This is a genomic window from Telmatobacter bradus (assembly GCF_048629425.1).
In the GTDB taxonomy this organism is placed as follows: Bacteria; Acidobacteriota; Terriglobia; order Terriglobales; family Acidobacteriaceae; genus Telmatobacter; species Telmatobacter bradus.
On the sequence record NZ_CP184532.1, the window covers coordinates 1,248,898 to 1,267,346 of the forward strand.

Annotated in this window: 15 protein-coding genes; 13 read left to right on the plus strand and 2 right to left on the minus strand. The window is 54.3% G+C overall.

Features of this window, described 5'->3' with window-relative positions; translation table 11 throughout:
* Window positions 1-77 precede the first annotated feature (77 nt).
* The 8 genes from ACOBR2_RS05235 to ACOBR2_RS05270 all read left to right on the plus strand — a co-directional run bounded on the left by ACOBR2_RS05235 (window position 78) and on the right by ACOBR2_RS05270 (window position 8,632).
* Complete coding sequence (locus ACOBR2_RS05235; RefSeq protein WP_420238998.1) at window positions 78-1,361, plus strand: NapC/NirT family cytochrome c; 1,284 nt, start codon at window positions 78-80, stop codon at window positions 1,359-1,361.
* 234 nt (window positions 1,362-1,595) lie between these two features.
* A complete protein-coding gene (locus ACOBR2_RS05240) occupies window positions 1,596-2,723 on the plus strand; it encodes a hydrogenase small subunit (protein WP_420238999.1) in 1,128 nt (375 codons plus the stop codon).
* Between the two features lie 3 nt (window positions 2,724-2,726).
* Window positions 2,727-3,698 carry a hydrogenase 2 operon protein HybA gene (hybA, locus tag ACOBR2_RS05245; RefSeq protein ID WP_420239000.1) on the plus strand — a complete coding sequence of 324 codons (972 nt, stop codon included), beginning with the start codon at window positions 2,727-2,729 and terminating at the stop codon, window positions 3,696-3,698.
* A 3-nt stretch (window positions 3,699-3,701) separates the two neighbouring features.
* The gene (gene nrfD / locus ACOBR2_RS05250) at window positions 3,702-4,895 is read left to right on the plus strand and encodes an NrfD/PsrC family molybdoenzyme membrane anchor subunit (protein ID WP_420239001.1); all 1,194 of its coding nucleotides are present in this window, start codon (window positions 3,702-3,704) and stop codon (window positions 4,893-4,895) included.
* A 9-nt stretch (window positions 4,896-4,904) separates the two neighbouring features.
* Window positions 4,905-6,614 carry a nickel-dependent hydrogenase large subunit gene (locus ACOBR2_RS05255; protein ID WP_420239002.1) on the plus strand — a complete coding sequence of 570 codons (1,710 nt, stop codon included), beginning with the start codon at window positions 4,905-4,907 and terminating at the stop codon, window positions 6,612-6,614.
* A 50-nt stretch (window positions 6,615-6,664) separates the two neighbouring features.
* The gene (locus ACOBR2_RS05260) at window positions 6,665-7,150 is read left to right on the plus strand and encodes a HyaD/HybD family hydrogenase maturation endopeptidase (RefSeq protein WP_420239003.1); all 486 of its coding nucleotides are present in this window, start codon (window positions 6,665-6,667) and stop codon (window positions 7,148-7,150) included.
* Between the two features lie 13 nt (window positions 7,151-7,163).
* A complete protein-coding gene (locus ACOBR2_RS05265) occupies window positions 7,164-7,406 on the plus strand; it encodes a HypC/HybG/HupF family hydrogenase formation chaperone (protein ID WP_420239004.1) in 243 nt (80 codons plus the stop codon).
* Window positions 7,403-8,632: a nickel-dependent hydrogenase large subunit gene (locus ACOBR2_RS05270; protein WP_420239005.1), complete on the plus strand. Its 1,230-nt coding sequence runs from the start codon at window positions 7,403-7,405 to the stop codon at window positions 8,630-8,632. The genes ACOBR2_RS05265 and ACOBR2_RS05270 overlap by 4 nt, the downstream gene beginning before the upstream one ends.
* Before the next feature lie 31 nt (window positions 8,633-8,663).
* On the opposite strand, the gene ACOBR2_RS05275 is transcribed toward ACOBR2_RS05270, so the two are convergent.
* The gene (locus ACOBR2_RS05275; protein WP_420239006.1) at window positions 8,664-10,790 is read right to left on the minus strand and encodes a sigma 54-interacting transcriptional regulator; all 2,127 of its coding nucleotides are present in this window, start codon (window positions 10,788-10,790) and stop codon (window positions 8,664-8,666) included.
* A gap of 108 nt (window positions 10,791-10,898) precedes the next feature.
* Entirely contained in the window at window positions 10,899-11,270 is a 372-nt protein-coding gene (locus tag ACOBR2_RS05280; RefSeq protein ID WP_420239007.1) for a hypothetical protein, read from the minus strand.
* 331 nt (window positions 11,271-11,601) lie between these two features.
* Between ACOBR2_RS05280 and ACOBR2_RS05285 the strand changes: the two genes are divergently transcribed.
* The 5 genes from ACOBR2_RS05285 to ACOBR2_RS05305 all read left to right on the plus strand — a co-directional run bounded on the left by ACOBR2_RS05285 (window position 11,602) and on the right by ACOBR2_RS05305 (window position 18,047).
* Window positions 11,602-12,813, plus strand: coding sequence for a carbohydrate porin (locus tag ACOBR2_RS05285; RefSeq protein WP_420239008.1), 1,212 nt, complete (start codon window positions 11,602-11,604; stop codon window positions 12,811-12,813).
* A gap of 61 nt (window positions 12,814-12,874) precedes the next feature.
* On the plus strand, window positions 12,875-14,524 hold the full coding sequence (locus tag ACOBR2_RS05290; protein ID WP_420239009.1) for an FAD-dependent oxidoreductase: 1,650 nt from the start codon (window positions 12,875-12,877) through the stop codon (window positions 14,522-14,524).
* A 136-nt stretch (window positions 14,525-14,660) separates the two neighbouring features.
* Window positions 14,661-15,044 (plus strand): cytochrome c3 family protein, encoded by a 384-nt coding sequence (locus ACOBR2_RS05295; protein WP_420239010.1) that lies wholly within the window; start codon window positions 14,661-14,663, stop codon window positions 15,042-15,044.
* A gap of 298 nt (window positions 15,045-15,342) precedes the next feature.
* Window positions 15,343-16,755: an outer membrane beta-barrel protein gene (locus ACOBR2_RS05300; protein ID WP_420239011.1), complete on the plus strand. Its 1,413-nt coding sequence runs from the start codon at window positions 15,343-15,345 to the stop codon at window positions 16,753-16,755.
* Window positions 16,756-16,820: 65 nt separating this feature from the next.
* Window positions 16,821-18,047, plus strand: coding sequence for an MFS transporter (locus ACOBR2_RS05305; protein ID WP_420239012.1), 1,227 nt, complete (start codon window positions 16,821-16,823; stop codon window positions 18,045-18,047).
* The last annotated feature ends 402 nt before the right edge of the window (window positions 18,048-18,449 follow it).

An 18,449-nucleotide genomic window follows, 5' to 3' on the forward strand; every position in this document is an offset into this window, starting at 1 on the left:
GAGGCGCTCTCACGACGGCTTCCGCACTCGTATTGGTTGGCTTTTGGACAGTCGATATCTTAGGGCATGGCGGATCGATGAACCCTTATCTGGGTATCATTCTCGATTTTCTTCTGCCGGCTTTGTTTTTGTTTGGACTGGTTCTGATTCCGATCGGAATTTTTCTGCGCAGGCGTCATCTGAAGTCGGTTGGGCAATTACCGTCGATCTATCCGAAGGTTGATTTCGCCAATCCGGCATTTCGTAGTGGAGTTATTTGGGCGGCGGCATTTACGCTGATCAATTTCATCATCCTTGGTACGGCAAGCTATCGTGGCGTTGCATATATGGATACGCCAGAGTTTTGCGGTCAGCTTTGCCATGTGATGAAGCCTGAATTTACTGCTTATCAGGTGTCAGCGCACGCGCATGTGGATTGTGCTTCCTGCCACATTGGCAGCGGTATTTCTTCGTTTGTTGCCGCCAAGGTAAATGGTACCAAACAGCTGTACGATGTGATGTTCAATCGTTATCCGCGCCCGGTTGAGTCACCGGTGTCGAATCTTCGTCCTGCCCGTGAGATCTGCGAAGGATGTCATACACCGGCCAAGTACATTGGCGAAAAGATGCTGGTGAAGACGAGCTTTGCCGACGATGAGCAGAACACATCCACCAAAACCGTGGTTTTGTTGCATCTTGGCGGTCGCGATTCACTCTCCAATCTGAGCGGTATTCATGGCGCTCATCTTGGGCATATCGAATACGTTGCTACCGACTCCGCGCGCAGTACGATTCCCTGGGTGCAGAAGCGCAACAGCGATGGATCCACGACCGAGTTCGCTTCATCGACGGCGGGCAATGGCATTCCCAAGGGTGAACGGCGTGTGATGGATTGCATTGACTGCCATAATCGCGCAGCGCACTCGATGGACACTCCGGAAGTGGCGCTGAGTCGTGCGATGGTCGAGGGTGCCGTGAGTCCTTCTCTTCCCTATGTACACAAGAAGGGGATGGAACTGCTGAAGGTCAGCTATCGCAGCGAAGCCGAGGCACGTGCGCAGATCCCTGCACAGCTGATGGCGTTCTATCGCAGCAGTTATCCGGCAGTGGCTCACGATCATGCGGATACGATCCGAGCGGCGGCAGAAGGACTGGTGTCGATCTATACACATAACGTCTTCCCGGAGATGAAGGTTGATTGGGGCACACACCCGAACAACATCGGCCACACCAGTTATCCCGGCTGCTTCCGTTGCCACGATGGCGATCATACGTCCAAAGGTGGAAAGACCATCACGCAGGATTGTTCGGTATGCCACAACCTTCTGGCTGTGGATGAGGCAAAACCAAAACTGCTGACGGATCTTGGTGTACAGCAATAGTGCTTTTTCGGAATGCACGTAGCATTTTGAAGCGCTCTTTCGGGTGCCTTTTTCTTGATGAAAAAGGCACTGGAGAGCATGCCTTCGGTCTACGGCAATTCCGAAAATACTTTAATTCCCCAAACTCGCAAGCGAACCAGGCAGAACTGCAATAAGCTGTCTGCCGTCCGGTCTGGTTTGCGTAGCGAAGGTAGAAAAATTTCGTAACGGTGTTGACATGTGGAGGTCAAATCAATGAGCGATGAGATGTTGTCTGTAGCCGGGGTGCGCGATGGACTGTCTCGGCGCAGCTTCCTGCAATTCTGTGCCGGTGTGGCCGCCACACTGGGGCTTGCCGCAGGAGAAGAGAAGGCTATCGCCCAGGCCATTGTTACCAAACATCGCCCCCCGGTGATCTGGTTGCATTTTGCCGAGTGTACAGGTTGTACAGAATCGATGCTGCGTTCCGATCATCCGGCTATCGACAAGCTAATTCTGGAAATGGTCTCGCTGGACTATCATGAAACGCTTTTCGCCGGTGCGGGGCATCAGGCGGAAGAGGCGCGCAGAGCGTCGATGGCGGCGAACAAGGGCAAGTATGTTTTGGTTGTAGAGGGTGCGATTCCGGTAAAGGATAATGGCATCTACTGCAAGGTCGGTGGACAGACGGCAGTGCAAATCCTCAATGAATGCGCGCAGGATGCAGCAGCGGTGATTGCGCTTGGCTCCTGTGCGGCATGGGGAGGAATGCCATCGACTGGACCGAATCCGACCGGCTGTGTTGGCGTTGGCCAGGTGTGGAACAAGCCGGTGGTGAATATTCCAGGCTGTCCTCCGAATCCCTATAACTTCCTTTCGACGGTGGTTCATTACATTACGTATGGCAAAATGCCCGCGCTCGATCATCAGGGGCGGCCGAAGTTTGCCTATGGCCGTCTGATTCACGAGAACTGCGAACGGCGTCCACACTTTGATGCGGGAAGATTCGCGCAGGAGTTTGGCGACAGCGGTCATCGCTCCGGATGGTGCCTGTATAAGCTGGGCTGCAAGGGACCGGAGACATACGCGAACTGCTCTTCGATTCTCTTTGGCGATTGCGGCAGTGGCAGCTGGCCGGTGGGTACCGGGCATCCCTGCATTGGCTGCACGGAGAAGGGAATTGGATTTGAAAAGCCGATCTTCTCGCTGGCGGAACTAAAGAACGTGACGCCTCCGGCTTCTTATCCAGGCATTGTCGAGCAACAGGGACACGGTGCGAGCATTGCGGCAGTCGCCGTGGCTGCGGCCGCTGTTGGCGCTGCGGTTGGAGCTTCGGTTGCCATGGCCAACAACCTTGGCAAGGGAAGCAAGGCGGAAGATGCGCCGGATGATAGGGAGGACTAATCCATGTCCTTGACGAGAAGAAAATTCCTGACGCAGGCTGCGCTTGGTGGTACAGTCTGCGCGGCTTCCGGAGTGGCAAAAGCCGAGGAGCAGGGAGAAAATCCTCTGCCTCCCAAGGCCGTGGGCCTGCTCTTCGATTCAACTCTGTGTGTTGGTTGCAAGGCCTGCGTAGTTGCCTGCCGCGAGGCCAACAATACGCATGCGGAGTTCAGCACCAAAGACAAGCTGTGGGACACGCCGCTGGATCTGGACGCAGACACGCTGACCGTCATCAAGGCCTACAGCGATGGAACGGGCGTAACGAAGGATCAGGAGAAGGATGGCTATGCCTTCATGAAGAAGTCCTGCCTTCATTGCGTTGAGCCATCGTGCGTTTCGGTTTGTCCGGTTACGGCGATGACGAAGGATCCTGTTTCGGGTATCGTCAGCTACAACCCCAATAAATGTATCGGTTGCCGGTACTGCGTTGCGGCTTGTCCTTTTGGTGTGCCCCGTTTTGAATACGACAAGGCCCTGGCACGGCTGCGTAAATGCGAGTTGTGCAAGACGCGTCTGGCAGAAGGAAAGATTACGGCTTGTTCTGAGGCGTGCCCCACCGGAGCCACGTTGTTTGGTCCGGTTCCCACGCTGCGGGAGGAAGCCGAGCGCCGTCACAAAATGGTTCCCGGCGAGCGCGCATTCTTTCCCCGCAAAACAGCGGATTCAACCGATGTGTATGAAAAGCCCGCACCGCACTATGTGGATGAAATCTACGGCTTGACCGAGGTTGGCGGCACACAGATGCTGTTGCTCTCTGGTGTTCCATTCGAAAAAATGGGCATGCCGGCGCTTCCGAAAAAGCCATTTGTGGCTACTTCTGAATCGATTCAGCACACGTTGTACAAGGGGATGATCGCGCCGGCGGTATTGTTCGGCAGCCTGATGTTCCTGGTCCGCCGCTCTCTGAAGAGTGAGAAGCACGAGGAGGAGGAATAGGGCATGCAGATGAAAGCTCTGGGCGGTTCTCTTGTAACTCGAACAAGCGTGATGGCAGCCAGTCTGGTGGCCATCATGGGCATCCTTGTTCTGTTGCGCTTTTGCTTCGGTCTTGCTCTGGTCACGAATCTCAACGACGGTTATCCGTGGGGATTGTGGCTGGCTTATGACATGGTGGCAGGCTCGGCGATTGGTTGCGGTGGTTACGCCGTGGCGCTGGTTGTTTATGCGCTGAATCGTGGGCAGTATCATTCCTTGGTTCGATCCGCGGTGCTGACCAGTATGTTTGGTTATGCGCTGGGTGGTGCCTCAGTGATGATCGATATCAGCCGCTGGTGGAATGGCTGGCACATCGTATGGCCAACCTTTTTCAACTTCACCTCCGTGATGATTGAAGTGGCTCTGTGCGTCAGTGTTTACACCACGATTCTGATTCTGGAATTTGCGCCGGTACTGATGGAGAAGGCGGTTGAATGGACGGGCCGGGGCGGAGGCAATTTGCATCAGATGACGCTGTCTGTGCAGAAGCTGCTCAACCGGGTGACGTTCATTCTGATCGCGCTCGGTATGACTCTGCCTTCGATGCATCAATCGTCACTGGGCACAATGTTGATTCCGTTTGGGCCACTACTCAATCCGCTGTGGCAGACGCCGGTTCTTCCTGCGCTGTTTTTGCTGACGGCATTGTGCATGGGGTATGGGGTTGTCATTCTGGAAGCGACGCTGGTTTCAGATCGTTTCTCGCGGCCTTCAGAGGCGCATGTGCTGGGCCATCTGGCGCGCTACCTGATCGGCGTACTCATCGCCTTCCTTTGCCTGCGCTGGTCCGCGCTGATCATCCAGGGGCATCTGCATTACATCTTCACGTCAGGATGGTTGAGCCTTTTCTTCCTGCTGGAGAATGTGTTGTATTTGGCTCCGATTGTGTTGTTGTGGCGTCGGTCGCGCCGCATGAACGCACAGTTTCAGTTCATTGCAGCGGTTTGCATGTTGGCGGGTGGCATTCTGTACCGCATGGATAGCTATCTGATTGCTTACCATCGCGCCGGATGGCACTACTTCCCCTCGGTTCCGGAACTGTTGATCACCTTCGGCATGATTGCGGTTGAGGTGCTTGGTTATAACCTCATCGTCAAAATTTTCCCTGTTCTTCCATCCGTTGAACACGCCCGTAAAGCGGCGATGGCAACCAGGTAGGAGCGTCGTATGAAGCAAAGAATTACCATCGATCCGATTACGCGTATTGAAGGCCATCTTCGCATTGACGTCGAAGTTGAAAATGGCAGAGTGGCGAAGTCCTGGGCTTCCGGCCAGATGTGGCGCGGGATTGAGAAGATTGTTCTGGATCGTGATCCTCGCGATGCCTGGGCGATTGTGCAGCGTATCTGCGGCGTCTGCACTACGGTGCATGCCATGGCCTCGGTGCGTGCGGTTGAGAATGCGCTGAATCTTGAAGTTCCAATGAACGCGCAATACATTCGCAACATGATGTTGAGCGCGCATTCGCTACAGGATCATATTGTGCACTTCTATCAGCTCTCGGCGCTCGACTGGGTGGACGTTGTTTCGGCAACCAAGGCTAACCCGGCAAAAGCCGCGCAGTTCGCAGAGAAGATCTCCGACTGGGACGGCAACAGTACGGCAACGATGGCCGAGACGCAGAATCGTCTGAAGGAGTTTATCGGTTCGGGGCAGCTTGGCGTCTTTGCCAATGGCTATTGGGGACATCCGGCAATGCGTCTTTCGCCGGAAGGGAACTTGATGGCTGTCTCGCACTATTTGCAGGCTCTTGAAGCGCAGCGTTGGGCTAACAAAATTGTGGGTACGCTGGGCTCGAAGACGCCGCATATTCAGAATCTGGCTGTGGGCGGTGTCTCCAATCCGATTGCCACCGACAGCGAAGGCGTGCTCACCATTGAACGCCTGATGCAGGTCAAAGAGTACATCGATAAGCTTGGCGCGTTTATTCACAACTGTTATTTTGTCGATGTTGCGGCGATTGCCGGATCGTACCCCGAATGGTTGTCGATTGGCGCGGGCGTGAACGACTTTCTGTCGACGCCGGATCTGCCGCTCGACACACGTGGCACGCGCTTCATGATGCCGGGTGGATACATTCCCGGGGGCAATCTGAGGGCCTTTAAACCGATCTCGCATTTCGGCGATCCATACTTCACGGAGGGCGTTGCGGAGTCGGTGAAGCACTCCTGGTACACCTACAAGGATGGCAATGCAGCGTTGCATCCGTGGAAGGGTGAAACAACGCCTTCGTACACGGATTTTCAGGACGAGGGAAAATACAGTTGGGTGAAGTCGCCAACGTTTGAAGGGCGTCCGGCACAGGTTGGTCCGCTCGCTTCGGTGATGGCGGGCATGGCCATGGGAGACAAGACGACACAGGGCTATGTCAATCGCATGGGAGAAAAGGTTCACGCCATCTCTGGCCATACGATGACTCCGTCGGCATTGAACTCGACGATGGGCCGTCATGCGGCGCGCGTAATTCGCGCCTGTGTGATGTATGAGGCATTGCAGGCTAACTGGCAAATGTTGATGGATAACATCGGCAGAGGCGATATGACCACCTTCAACAAGCCCGAATTTCCCAGTGGAGAGATTATGGGTGTGGGCCAGCATGAAGCTCCGCGTGGATTGCTGTCGCATTGGGTGGTGATCAAAAAAGGCCGTATTGCAAACTATCAGGCGGTGGTTCCTTCCACCTGGCTGGCTGCGCCAAAGAATGACAATGGGCAACCGTCCAGCTATGAAGTTGCTCTGATGGGCTCACCGGTGGCGGATCCGCAACGGCCTCTTGAGCCCCTGCGCACGATTCACTCCTTCGATCCATGCCTCGCCTGTGCGGTGCATTTGACTGATATGGAAAACAAAGACTCTGTCACTGTGCAGGCGCTGTAATGGGCGCAGTGGTTCATGCTGATTTGCAGGGCGCGTGCGGGGGCAGTGCAATGCCCTCGCGCGTGGTGGTGCTGGGCATTGGCAACACCCTGATGGGCGACGAAGGTGTGGGGGTACATGCCATCGAGGCGCTTGTCCAGAGCTATGATTTGGCCGAGGCAGTTGAGGTTATCGATGGCGGGACGGCCGTCATGGAACTTCTTCCGGATCTGGAAAACGTCGATCACCTCATCGTGATTGATGCAGTGCGTTGCGGCCAGCCGCCTGCCAGCGTTGTGTGCATGGTGGGAGATCAGGTTCCGGTTTTCTTCAAAACCAAACTGTCGCCCCATCAAGTCGGGTTATGCGATGTTTTGGCGGCGTTGCGCTTCAAAGGTGCTGCTCCTGGGCGTATTGTGCTGATCGGCGTACAGCCGCAGAGTATGGAACTCGGGATGGAACTTTCTCCCGAGGTGCAAACCGCGTTGAAAAAAGTGCTTACTTTGGTGGTGGAAGAACTGGACACATGTGGCCAGTCTGCACGGCTGCGGAGCTGAGAGGAGATTTGCGATGTGTGTAGCGATTCCATCCCGCGTCATTTTTATTGAGGGTCAACTGGCCACCGTTGAATGTTTCGGCGTGCATCGTATGGTCAGCACGATGTTACTGCCGGAGCCGGCGGAGTTGGGAGATTATGTAACCGTGCTGGCCGGTTCCTATGCGGTGGAAAAAGTTACTCCGGAGATGGCTGCGGAATCACTGCGCATTTTTAAAAGTGTGGTGGATGACTTTGCGCTGGTGGCTGCGGGATGAATTACTCGATTATAGGCGGGGGAAGTATTCACGTCCTGTTGCAGGTGAAAAACGCCTGTATTGCAGATGTGGCAGTCGTCAACCATCGTCCACTTTTGCTGCCCAATCAACTCACTGGCCTAACTGCGGAGAATGCGGTCCAGAGTGTCTCCATGCTGTATTCCGTTTGCCGCATGGCGCAGGGGCTGGCTGCTTGCACCGCGATTGAGCAGGCTGGGGGAGTGGAAGTTGCGCCGGCGCAGAAGGCTGCGCGGGCATTGTTGTTGCACGGCGAAACAATCCTAGAGCATGCCACCAGTGCGTTGTTGAACTGGCCTGTTCTGCTTGGAAAAAGACCGTCGGCTATCGCGGAATTGAAGATGATTCGTGCGCACCTTGCGGAACTCTGGCGAAGCCTCTACCCCGATGGCGATTGGTGCAGACCGGGCGGTGGACGTCTGGTCCCCAATCCTGTTGCGCTGACGGATACGCTAAATGCGGTGGAAGCTGCGTTGCGCCAAGCCAGGTTTCTCCTTTCGCTTGAGCCGGGAGGTTGGCGCGCATCTTTTAGCGAAAATCCTGGACCTTTCGCAGAGATGCTACATCGTCTGATGGAAAAAGGCTGGGAGCGTTGTGGGGCAAGTTGCACCGCGTTTCTGAATCCAGAAGATGTGGCCACATTAGAGCGGCGGATGGCAGAAACAGGCGATGCTTTTATCGCGCAGCCAGAATGGCAGGGAGAGCCTGCAGAGACGGGGGCGCTGGCGCGTCGGCGTGCAGAGCCAGTGCTGCAGGAAGCGATTGCAGAGTATGGCGAAGGGCTACTGGTACATTTTCTGGCACAGTGTGTGGACACACTATGCTGCCTGCGAGAGATGCGCAAGCTGGTAGAGGAATTGCGCGTGGACGATGGCATACGGATGAGCGTTACAGAAGGGGTTGGCCTTGGCGTTGTTGAGGCGGCACGGGGCGTTCTGGCTCATCGTGTAGAGATTGCGGAGGGACTTGTGCGGCGCTACCAGATTCTGGCGCCGACAGAATGGAACTTTCATCCACGCGGTGCTTTTGTACGTGGTCTTCACGGGATGAGCGGCACATCGATGGAAACTTTTGCGCAGTTGATGGTGGCAGCATTTGATCCCTGCGTGAGCTGTCAGATTGAGATGTGCGGAGCCTCTCACGTCTCACCTGCATTTGTCCTAGCAGAAGGCAACGATAGAGCCTGTTCCGCACACGCATGGAAATAGTTTCTGTGACAACGATTTTGGAGACAGAATGCTAGCGAGGCTGATCTTTTCCTTGAAGATAATTGGTGGTACGGCTGGACAGCCGAATTGTTTTTGGAGAAAGACCAAGACGCTGCATGCGAGAGAGCAGAGTAGAACGTTTGATGTCCAGTCGAGCGGCAGCTCCATTGGGGCCTGCCACAATGCCGCGGCTGTCTTTCATGGCGCGTAGAATCTGCTCACGTTCCATTTCGTCAAAATCGGCGCGGGGCTGGAATTCGACGTGGGACGGTTTGACATCTTTTGAATGCTGGATCAGTTCCGTCAATTGTACTTGCAGTGCGGGACCGGAACTCACAATTACGGCACGTTCGATAACGTTTTCCAACTCGCGAATGTTACCTGGCCAGGGAAGACGGCTGAGCGCGCTCAATGTGTCGGATGGAATATATTCGATGTTGCGATTCATCTTGCGGGCATGCTTCTGCGCAAAATGACGGGCCAGCAGAGGAATGTCTTCGGCGCGCTCCCGCAGCGGTGGAATCACAATGGGAAAGACATTGATGCGATAAAAGAGGTCACGGCGAAACTTGCCTTCCGCAATGCTCTGTTCAAGATTGACGTTAGTGGCTGCAATGATGCGTACGTCGGTCGAAATGGAAGTCGTCGAGCCTACGCGTTCAAAGTAATGTTCCTGCAAAACGCGCAACAGCTTGGGTTGTAGCTCCATCGGGAAGTCACCAATTTCGTCCAGCAGAAGCGTGCCGTTGTCGGCGACCTCAAATCTTCCGATCTTGCGGGCCACAGCTCCGGTGAATGCGCCGCGCTCATGGCCGAAGAGGTCGCTTTCCAAAAGGTTGGCTGGAATGGCCGCACAATTGACCTTGATCATTGTGTGCGCTTTGCGCTTGCTGAGGTCATGAATGGCGCGTGCGATCAGTTCCTTGCCGGTTCCGGTTTCACCCAGAAGCAATACGGTGGAATCGCTTTCCGCAACCATTTCAGCTTGCTGGAGTACTTTCCGCAAGGCATCACTGTTGCCGATGATCTCTTTAAAGTTGCTGTGGTCCTTGAGCTCTTCTTCCAGATAAATCTTTTCGCTGGCCAGACGGTCTTTTAACTGAGTGATTTCTTCATAGGCCAGGGAGTTATCAACGGCGATTGCCAGTTGCCCGGATATTTCCTGAAGCAGTTTTGCCTGCGCAGGCGGAAATTCATCGCATTTGCTCGCCACATTGAGTACGGCGACTATGCGTCCACGATTGATCAGCGGAATCGAGCAGCTGGAGCGAAGACCGTCCTTGAGCATCAGGGGAATGATGTTTGCATGGTCCTCCATTTCCTTCAACTGCCGGTATCCTATGATATAGGGGGAGGACATCCGATAAGCTATGCTACCCGGAGAGTTATCAATTGTTTCTTTTCTTCCTGCCCGAATGGAACTGCTTCCCTGCGGTGTGTGGAAGGCCCGGTATTCCATCTGATTGTTTTCCAGATCGTAGAACACCAGACTCCAGTGTTCATTTCCCGTCAGAAGCTCAGTGCTGATAACGACGAGAAGCTCCTGCATGTCGAGCTTCGACGCAATCGCACTGGTCACGCCAAGCAGCATGCGAAGATGGTTGCTCTCTTCTGCGAGGTTTTTTCTGAATTCGCGTTCCCGTTCGTTGGAGAGGTAGGCATCCACATACAGGGCAATTTGATCGGCAACCAGACGTAGAAAACCTGGTTCGATTGCGTCGTAAGTATTTTTTTCGCGACTGATCAGTTCAAGGGCACCAATTCTGCGTGCCGCCGTGGTCAGCGGGAGAACGCAACAGGACTGAAATACATCGCGCTTCCAAAGATCCCAGAGTCTTGGAAATTCATCCTCGATCTTTTCCGTGTTGGCAACATAGATGTTCTGGTGTTTCCAGGTCCATCCCGCAGGGCCATCATAAAAACAAAGTCCCTGCGAGGCAACGTTCAGGCCAACTTCGTTCCCGGGAAAATAGGCGATGGTGGTCTGCGTCAATTCGTCATGAACCACGATGTCGAGCTGGTCAAAAACAATGACGTCATGCAGGATGTTTTCAATGGCATGCAGCAGTTCTCCAGCTTGACTGTGAGAGGCAACGGCGTGGATGATCCGGAGCAAAAGGTTAATCGCCTTTGTGTTGTCATTTGCCGTCTGATCCACTGTTTACACTCCCCATGTCTATGTCCTGCATGCGTTACGCGGACCCATACCAATTTACATTTTATACATGAGGAGTGTCACTCTCTCCGGGCGCAGCGGTGCACTGAGCTACCGGCTTGGTGAAAATTTGTGCAGCCAACAGTAATGTATAAACACTCTGGCACAAATCTGAGAATTTCTAAGATAGCAGCGTTTATGTTGAACGGGATCCGTTTTTAAATACTTTGTTTTGTCTGTAATTGTCACATAAGCAATAGGATGAGAAGTTTTGCTGCACAATTCTGGAATTTGGTCAGGAGTAGGATGTAGTACCGAAAGTGCCGAAGCAGCTCCGTCATTTTCGGCGATTTGGGCGAAATTATATGGGTAAGTTCCTTTAAGAATAGCGCAAAAAGCTATTAACTCCTTTGTTTTTAATTCTATTCCTTTTTTTGCACTCCTCCTGCAAGTTTGGCATTTGATCTGCTTTAAACCATTCAAGGTTGGGGTATTCTCGCTGTGAATATGTGCGGGAGGAGTCTTCGGACAGATGCTGCCTGACATTGAGAAGGCTGTACGGAAGTAAACCAGACTGCTTTAGGCAGCTGGTTTTGGACTTGAGGAGGAACAGGTGTTCGATATCCACGGAGTTAGCGGCAAGTGTCGTACAACTACGCTTGCTATTATGGCTGGAGTTCTTTCGCTGAGTGGCTGTCTGGTTTATGGACAGGAACCAGCAGCAACAGGACAAACAAAAAACGAGTTTCAACCCCCTGTCAACAAAACGGTTAGCGAAGTGTCGATAGTGCCGGCCTCAGCTTCGGCTTCCCGAATGGAATTTTTGGCCCCCGTCGGCAAGGCGCTCGCCAGTCACGGCATTCAGCCCGAAGTTAACCTGGTTCAGTTCTTGCTCGGCAACCCGAGTTTGGGACAGAAGACCGGGGAAGAAGAAGCGCTCACATTGTTCACCGTTGGCGCCGACTTCAACATGAACAAGATCGCCAAAGTGCCGGGCGCTACGCTTCATTTTGAACAGATGTTTGTACCGACGACTTCCAATCAGGATTATGGCGCTTATGTCGGCGATGACATCGGAGGGCAGCCGCCACCGTTTATTCCCTACATCTATCACCTGACCCGCTTTACCTGGGAACAGGATCTGGGTTCTAAGCACCTGAATGTGGAAGTGGGCAAGGAAAACATGGGCCGTTATGTCGTCAAGACGGTCTGTAACCAGGACTTTACCTGCCAGAGCCCGCTGACGCAGTATTCCGGCGGCGCTGGTCTGGACCCTGCGCCCTACGCAAACTGGATGTGGCGCGCAACGGTGAATGTGACGCCGAAGCTGCACGTCACCGGCGCGGAATGGCGCTCCTCGATCGCGTTCCCCTTCGCCGAAGGCTGGGGATTGCATCGTACCAACACCAAAGGCGGCGACTACAATATCGCAGGTTTCGACGCGTTGTATGCTTCGCCCAATCCGCATGATCCGCATGCCTACAGCTACGAGGCTCTGTTTGTCCGCAACACGGCAACCCAGTCGGATCCGAGCACGGGTGCCACAGTGCATGGTGCAAAGATGCTCTATCTGGGCGGCAAGCAGTCGTTCTGGGCAGGTGGAGCGCGCAAGGCTCCGGTGCCGGCTTCTGTGAATGCCTTTGCCAGCACTAACATCTCGTTTACACCGGAGAACAATACCGGTCTGACGGCCTCGGCAAATTGGGGTGTGCAGGCCAACGGACCGTTTGCAAAGCGTCCTTTTGATAGCTATTCACTGAAGATGACGTGGATGCGCGAGACGCAGGATGAGTACATCTATCAGGTTGCCAAGAACCTGCAGAAGACCGGCCGCGACGAATTCGGTATTGGCCCCGACGCAAACTTCGTGGTGAACAAGAGCCTGATTATCTGCCCCTATGTGACACGCGTCTTCAACGCCGACAACATCATGGCAACCACACAGGTTGGCAAGATGCAGGATGGCTGGGCTGGTGGCGTTGTGTTTGTGGTTCTGCTGGACAAGGCTACAGGTCTGGTTCGGTAATCACCCAGGGGAAGGCGAAGAACGCCTTCCCCTGCCAAAAATCGACTCGAGGAGAGTAGAGATGAAGAACAATCAGGAAATGAAGAACAGCCGCCGCAGTTTTTTGAAGGGCTCTCTGGTTGCAGGCGCGGCCGCTGCTGCAGGTACAGTTGCTCTGGGTGTACCCCAGGCGCTGGCAGCGCAGGATGCTTCCGGCGACGCAGCAACGCAGCCCAAACATAGCTGGGAAGCTGTGCCCGATCCAATTCCGGCTAGCAAGATTACCGCAACTGTTGACGTGGACGTTGTGGTTGTGGGCGCAGGCGTGGCCGGTATTTTTGCCGCCAATTCTGCGGTAGAAGGCGGCCTGAAGGTTGCCCTGCTGGAAAAGTTCAAGACCTACAGCGTGCGCGCCAAGGATAACGGCGCGGTGAACACCAAGGTTCAGAAGCGCCTCGGCATGCACATCGACGAAAATGAGATGGCAGCTCGCCTGATCCAGTTCTCGCAGAACCGCGTTCACCACAAGCTGGTTCGCGACTTTGTCTTCCAGAGCGGTCGCGTGTTCGATCACTACATCGACATGTGCGAAGCCAATGGCGTCAGCGTTGATGTTCTGCCCGAGTACAAGGTCAATGCCGTTACCCCCAGCTATCCCACCGCCCACAACTTCTTCCTGAAGAATCAGGCCCACAGCACCGGTTCCGAGTACGTTCCGACGCAGGTTTACCTGGTGCGCGTCGTTGAGAAGGCCTGTAAGGACAAGGGTGTTGACTTCCACTACAACACCGCTGCCAAGCAGCTCATCAAGGACAAGGACGGCCGCATTACCGGCGTGATAGCCAAGGTCAAGGGTGGCGGCTACACCCAGTTCAACGCCAAGAAGGCCGTGATTCTGGCCGTTGGCGGTTACACCGAGAATCAGGAAATGCTGGATACCTGGGCGCCCTGGGCCAAGTATGCTGAGATTCCCTGCTACACGCCCATTGGCGGCAATCAGGGTGAAGGTATTGCCATGGCTCTGTGGGCCGGAGCTTCGCTGATGAAGCCGCCCTTTCCCATCATGATCCACACCATTCCTGCGCCGCCGCTCGGCAATGATTCGATGGCTGCGAACCAGACCTTCCTGCACGTGAACAAGAACGGTGAGCGCTACGAGGACGAGAACCAGCCCGATCCGTTCCAGTGCAATACGCGTTTCATGCAGCCGGACGGCAAGGCTTGGGCGATCTTCAGCTCCAGCTACTTTAAGGATCAGGCCCCGATCAAGACCTCGATGGGCGGCCCGGTCAATGAGCCTGCGGAAGCGCTTGAAGATTCGATCAGCAAGGGAATGGCCTTCAAGGCAGCTACCCTTTCCGAACTCGCAGGCAAGATCGGCATTCCCGCTGACAAGCTGGCCAAGACTGTTGCCCGCTACTCCGAACTGGCCAAGAAGGGTAAGGATGAGGACTTCGGCAAGCAGGCAGATCGCATGTTCCCGATCGAGCAGGCTCCCTTCTTCGCAGTGCCCATCAAGTCGCATCTGTTGGTCACTGTTGGCAGCTTGAACGTCAATCCTGAAATGCAGTGCCTTGACACCAACTCCGTCGCAATCCCTGGTCTGTTCGCGGTGGGCAACACCATGGGTAACTTCTTTGGCGTTGACTACCCGCTGATGGCTCCTGGCATCAGCAGCGGTCGTTGCATTGTGATGAGCCACTTGCTTGGTGAGCGTCTGGCCAAAGCCTAGCGTGTCTTTCTGACACTTCCGCGGCTTCCCCAAAAAACCGGAGCGGTGCAAATACGCCGCTTCGGCTTCCACACTGTCCAGGCAACAACCAACGCAAGAGAGACCCTCCCCCTTCTCTATGCCAAATGGAGTTTTTATGAAGACCAGGTTTTATTTGTTGATCGCGGCAGCTTCGGTCCTGCTGTTTAGCGCCATCGTCTTCGCGCAGGATGCTGCTCCGACGATGATGGTCAACGGCAAGCCGACTACTGCGAAAAAACACATCGATAGCGGACTGGAGTGCTCAGCCTGTCATGGCGAAGGCAAGAAGACCGCGGTCGAATCTGACAAGTGTCTGGAGTGCCACGAGTCGTTCAAAGCCGTCTCGGAGCGCACTACGGACATGAAGCCCAACCCGCATGCCAACCATCTGGTGAATGACGATGGTGTTGAGTGTACGCAGTGCCACCACGGCCACAAGGCCAATACGGTTGTCTGCCTGCGGTGCCACACCAACTTCAACTTCGATCGCCACAAATAGTCCCTGTACCTTCTTGTTTCAACAAGGTCTGGCTGGATTGTCTATGGAACTTGTCGAAGCATTTTCGCGGAGCGACCAGGTAACAGGCCATTTGGTCGCTCTTTTTTGTCTGATTTGTTTGATCAGAGGCCGCTGGATTTGTTGCCATTTCAGCGTTGACCATCTTCCCCTTCCCAGGCTTTTCAACCGCATGCCTGCTGCGTACAGTGGCAGTGCAGCCTGTCGCATGGGTTTCGGAACTGACCGATGAAGTGAGTTCTTCCTCCAACACCTGTTTTGCCCGAAGGAAATTTGCAGTATGCACAATCTGAAGTACACCTCGCGTCTTCTCCCGTCCGTTCTGGCAATGGGATTTCTGACGGCCAGTATCCCGCTTGTCGCGCAATCATCCGCTGCCCCCAGTACGCCCGCTGCAGCACCGGCCAGCAAACCCGCCGCAGAGAATCTTCCTGGCGAAGGAACCTTGTTCCGTGGCTTCATTAAGCCCAATAAATGGGTTGAGGTCGATGGCGACATGATGATCGACTTCTCCGAGAACAATCGTTCCGATGCGCTTGACCGCACCTATGGAGAAGGGAATCTGCCTATGGTTCCTACGGATGAGGGCATTTACATCAACACCATCGAACTGAACGTGCATCGTGAGGCCAAATCAGATTCGATGCTCGGCTTTGGTCCGCTTCCAGGTATCAAGCCTTCCAAACCGGACTTTGGTTACATGATGCAGTTGATTTATGGCCGTTGTTCGAGTGGCCTGGTTGGCGGATGGGATCGTGGCTGGAGCGTGAATACCGAGGCTGTGAACAACCCCAGCAGCCTCTATTACAACCGCGCCAATACGCTGATCCTGCCTCTGTTTTACGCCTATGCCTATCTGCCTGTTTTGAATGGTACGAACATTTACGGCGGCATTCTCGGCTCGGGCATTGGCCATGAAATTCACCCCAACACGCGCCCCACTCCGAACCTGTTTGCTTCGCACAGCTATTCGTTCATGGATGAACCGGATCAGGTGATCGGCGTGCAAGTGACGGGCAATCTTTATCGCAGCTCGAAGCATCTGATCGGGTACGAGGTTGGCATCAACAACGGTATTGAGACGACGGTTTCTGCCAATGGCCGTCCGAACTATGTTGCTTCCTTGCACTACAAGTCGGCCAACATGCGCACTGCCGTTGACTACACCGCATTTCTTGGCGATTCCGAGGTTGCACCGAACAAGAGTGCGGCTGACTTTCCTTCCACGTGGCATGGCGTCATCTCGCCGCGCGGACAGTACTATCAGTACCACGACTTCAATGCTTCGCAGGTCTTCACGCCCCACTGGAGCAGCTACACGGAAATCGTAGTTGCGCGCCAGGCAGGCGACGGCAAAAGTGACACGATCAATCGCACTACTTCCACCGGAAACTTTCGTGGTGCGCAGTGGGGCGGTGTAACTGTGGGTACAAGTTACAAGGTCAATCCGAAGCTCTCCTATAACGTGCGTGCGGAGCACTTCCGTGATGGCAACGGTTACGCATTGCCTGCCGGTGTTGCCTCCGGTTACAACGAAACCACGCTGGGTGCGATGTATGACTTCAGCAAGAATCTTGTGATTCGTCCGGAAGTCCGCTATGACTGGCAGAATGCCTACACCAGCCGTGCCTATAACAACGCAAGCAATAGCTCACAGTTCAGTGGCAGCGTGAGCATGATTCTCTACTTCTAGAGAAGCACGGAAAGAACGGGATGATGGCAGGCGGAACGAACACTTTGGAAACCGGTTCAGTTGTATTGAAAAAACCTGACACGCGCTGTGGGTTTGGCGCAAAAGGCTGGACACTGATCGCACTGGAAGCTGTATTGATGTGGATCTCCAGCGGATCGGTTGCCCATGGGTTGAATGTAATTCTGCCTGCCATCGCATCTACATATCATCTGGACTACGCGCGTTTGCTGGCGCTGGCTACACCTGCCTCATGGACTTCGGTTCTGTCAGGCTACTTTGGTGCCAAGCTTTGCCAACGCAAGGGTGCAAAATTTTTGATCGTGGCCGGGTTGCTTCTTGGCGCGCTCAGCTTTGGTCTGATGGGGAACTGCGGAAGCCTTCTCGGTTTTGCCGTTCTTTTTTCATTCGTATGCATTTTCGACACCACCTTCGCATTTATTGGTGGTCCGGCAATGCTGGCCAACTGGTTCCCACGCAAGAGCACTCTTGCCATGGGATGGGCCACCATGGGCCAGTCCATTTCCACTGCCACCTACGTCCCGCTTTTGGCAATGCTCTTCGGCGTCTTCGGCGTGCGCGCGGGCTTCTGGGGTGTGCCCGCATTGATGGTTGTTGTCGCCATCCTCTTTGCGTTTTTTGTCACCGAGATGCCTGCCAATGCGCATGGCCCCGCCGATGCGTCGCTGCGGCGTACGGAAGATGTTTCCAGGCGCCTGACCACACGGCAACTGCTCGGCATGAAGGACGTCTGGCTGATGGGCCTTTCCTTCGGCTGTGTCTTCATTATGGTGGTTGGCCTGGTAAGTCAGATGGTTCCACGGCTGATTTCACTGGGCGTTTCGCAGCCGGTTGCCATTCGCGCATTATCGTTGGCGGCGCTGGCCGGTATGCCTGGCGCATGGGCTTGGGGATGGCTGGGGCAGCGTTACGGGGTCAAGAAGGCATCGATCATCTACGCGTTCTGGAATGCCTGCGCAATTCTGTTGAATATCGTTGGTCCCGGCAGTGTTCTACTCTGGGTTTCGTTGATGATGATCGGTTTTGGGCTGAGTGGTGCAACCAATCTTTCCATGTCGATTGTTGCGACCAAATTTCCTGGAGAACAATTTGTTGCCGCATGGAGCGTGATCAATCCCATTCAGTCAATTCTGCGATGCTGTGCTTTTGCCATCATCGCTTTTGGCCTGACCTATCTGGGTGGTTTTACCGGTGCATATATGATGTTGGGCCTCATCTCCTTGATCGCCATTGTTCTGGTCTCATTCATCAATACTGAACCTTTTCAGGTCTGAAATTCTGGCGGGAAACAACATGACCATTCTGTAAAAAATAAAGCTGGCAGCTGGACAAGGAATATCTTGTCTGGCTGCCAGCTTTTCTGTCTTTTCGCCGATTGCGAGTGTCCAGACTTCCTCCAAAAAACATCGTAAGGGGAAACGTCCGCACATCAGTGCCGATGCTGGTTACAACAAAATCAGGCGGTAGAGAGGAAGGGGGTAGGTCCAACATTGAGACTGGTGGCAAATTCAAAGTTCGGTTATTTATGCCAGCAAACGCCCGATGCCAAGAATGGCATTTCCTTCTTTTTGGCCAGTTGCTCCAATCCCGCTACCCTCAAATTTCCTGCGAAATGAATTCGCCACCAGTGTCAACATTGCTGTCACCAAGGTTGCTGGACATAGCGAAGCTGGAGT

Coding starts and splice junctions, on each gene's coding strand:
- ACOBR2_RS05255 (WP_420239002.1), top strand. CDS start 4,905: ATGAAGCAAAGAATTACCATCGATCCGATTACGCGTATTGAAGGCCAT.
- hybA (WP_420239000.1), top strand. CDS start 2,727: ATGTCCTTGACGAGAAGAAAATTCCTGACGCAGGCTGCGCTTGGTGGT.
- ACOBR2_RS05260 (WP_420239003.1), top strand. CDS start 6,665: ATGCCCTCGCGCGTGGTGGTGCTGGGCATTGGCAACACCCTGATGGGC.
- ACOBR2_RS05265 (WP_420239004.1), top strand. CDS start 7,164: ATGTGTGTAGCGATTCCATCCCGCGTCATTTTTATTGAGGGTCAACTG.
- ACOBR2_RS05295 (WP_420239010.1), top strand. CDS start 14,661: ATGAAGACCAGGTTTTATTTGTTGATCGCGGCAGCTTCGGTCCTGCTG.
- ACOBR2_RS05285 (WP_420239008.1), top strand. CDS start 11,602: ATGGAATTTTTGGCCCCCGTCGGCAAGGCGCTCGCCAGTCACGGCATT.
- ACOBR2_RS05290 (WP_420239009.1), top strand. CDS start 12,875: ATGAAGAACAATCAGGAAATGAAGAACAGCCGCCGCAGTTTTTTGAAG.
- ACOBR2_RS05270 (WP_420239005.1), top strand. CDS start 7,403: ATGAATTACTCGATTATAGGCGGGGGAAGTATTCACGTCCTGTTGCAG.
- nrfD (WP_420239001.1), top strand. CDS start 3,702: ATGCAGATGAAAGCTCTGGGCGGTTCTCTTGTAACTCGAACAAGCGTG.
- ACOBR2_RS05235 (WP_420238998.1), top strand. CDS start 78: ATGAACCCTTATCTGGGTATCATTCTCGATTTTCTTCTGCCGGCTTTG.
- ACOBR2_RS05240 (WP_420238999.1), top strand. CDS start 1,596: ATGAGCGATGAGATGTTGTCTGTAGCCGGGGTGCGCGATGGACTGTCT.
- ACOBR2_RS05300 (WP_420239011.1), top strand. CDS start 15,343: ATGCACAATCTGAAGTACACCTCGCGTCTTCTCCCGTCCGTTCTGGCA.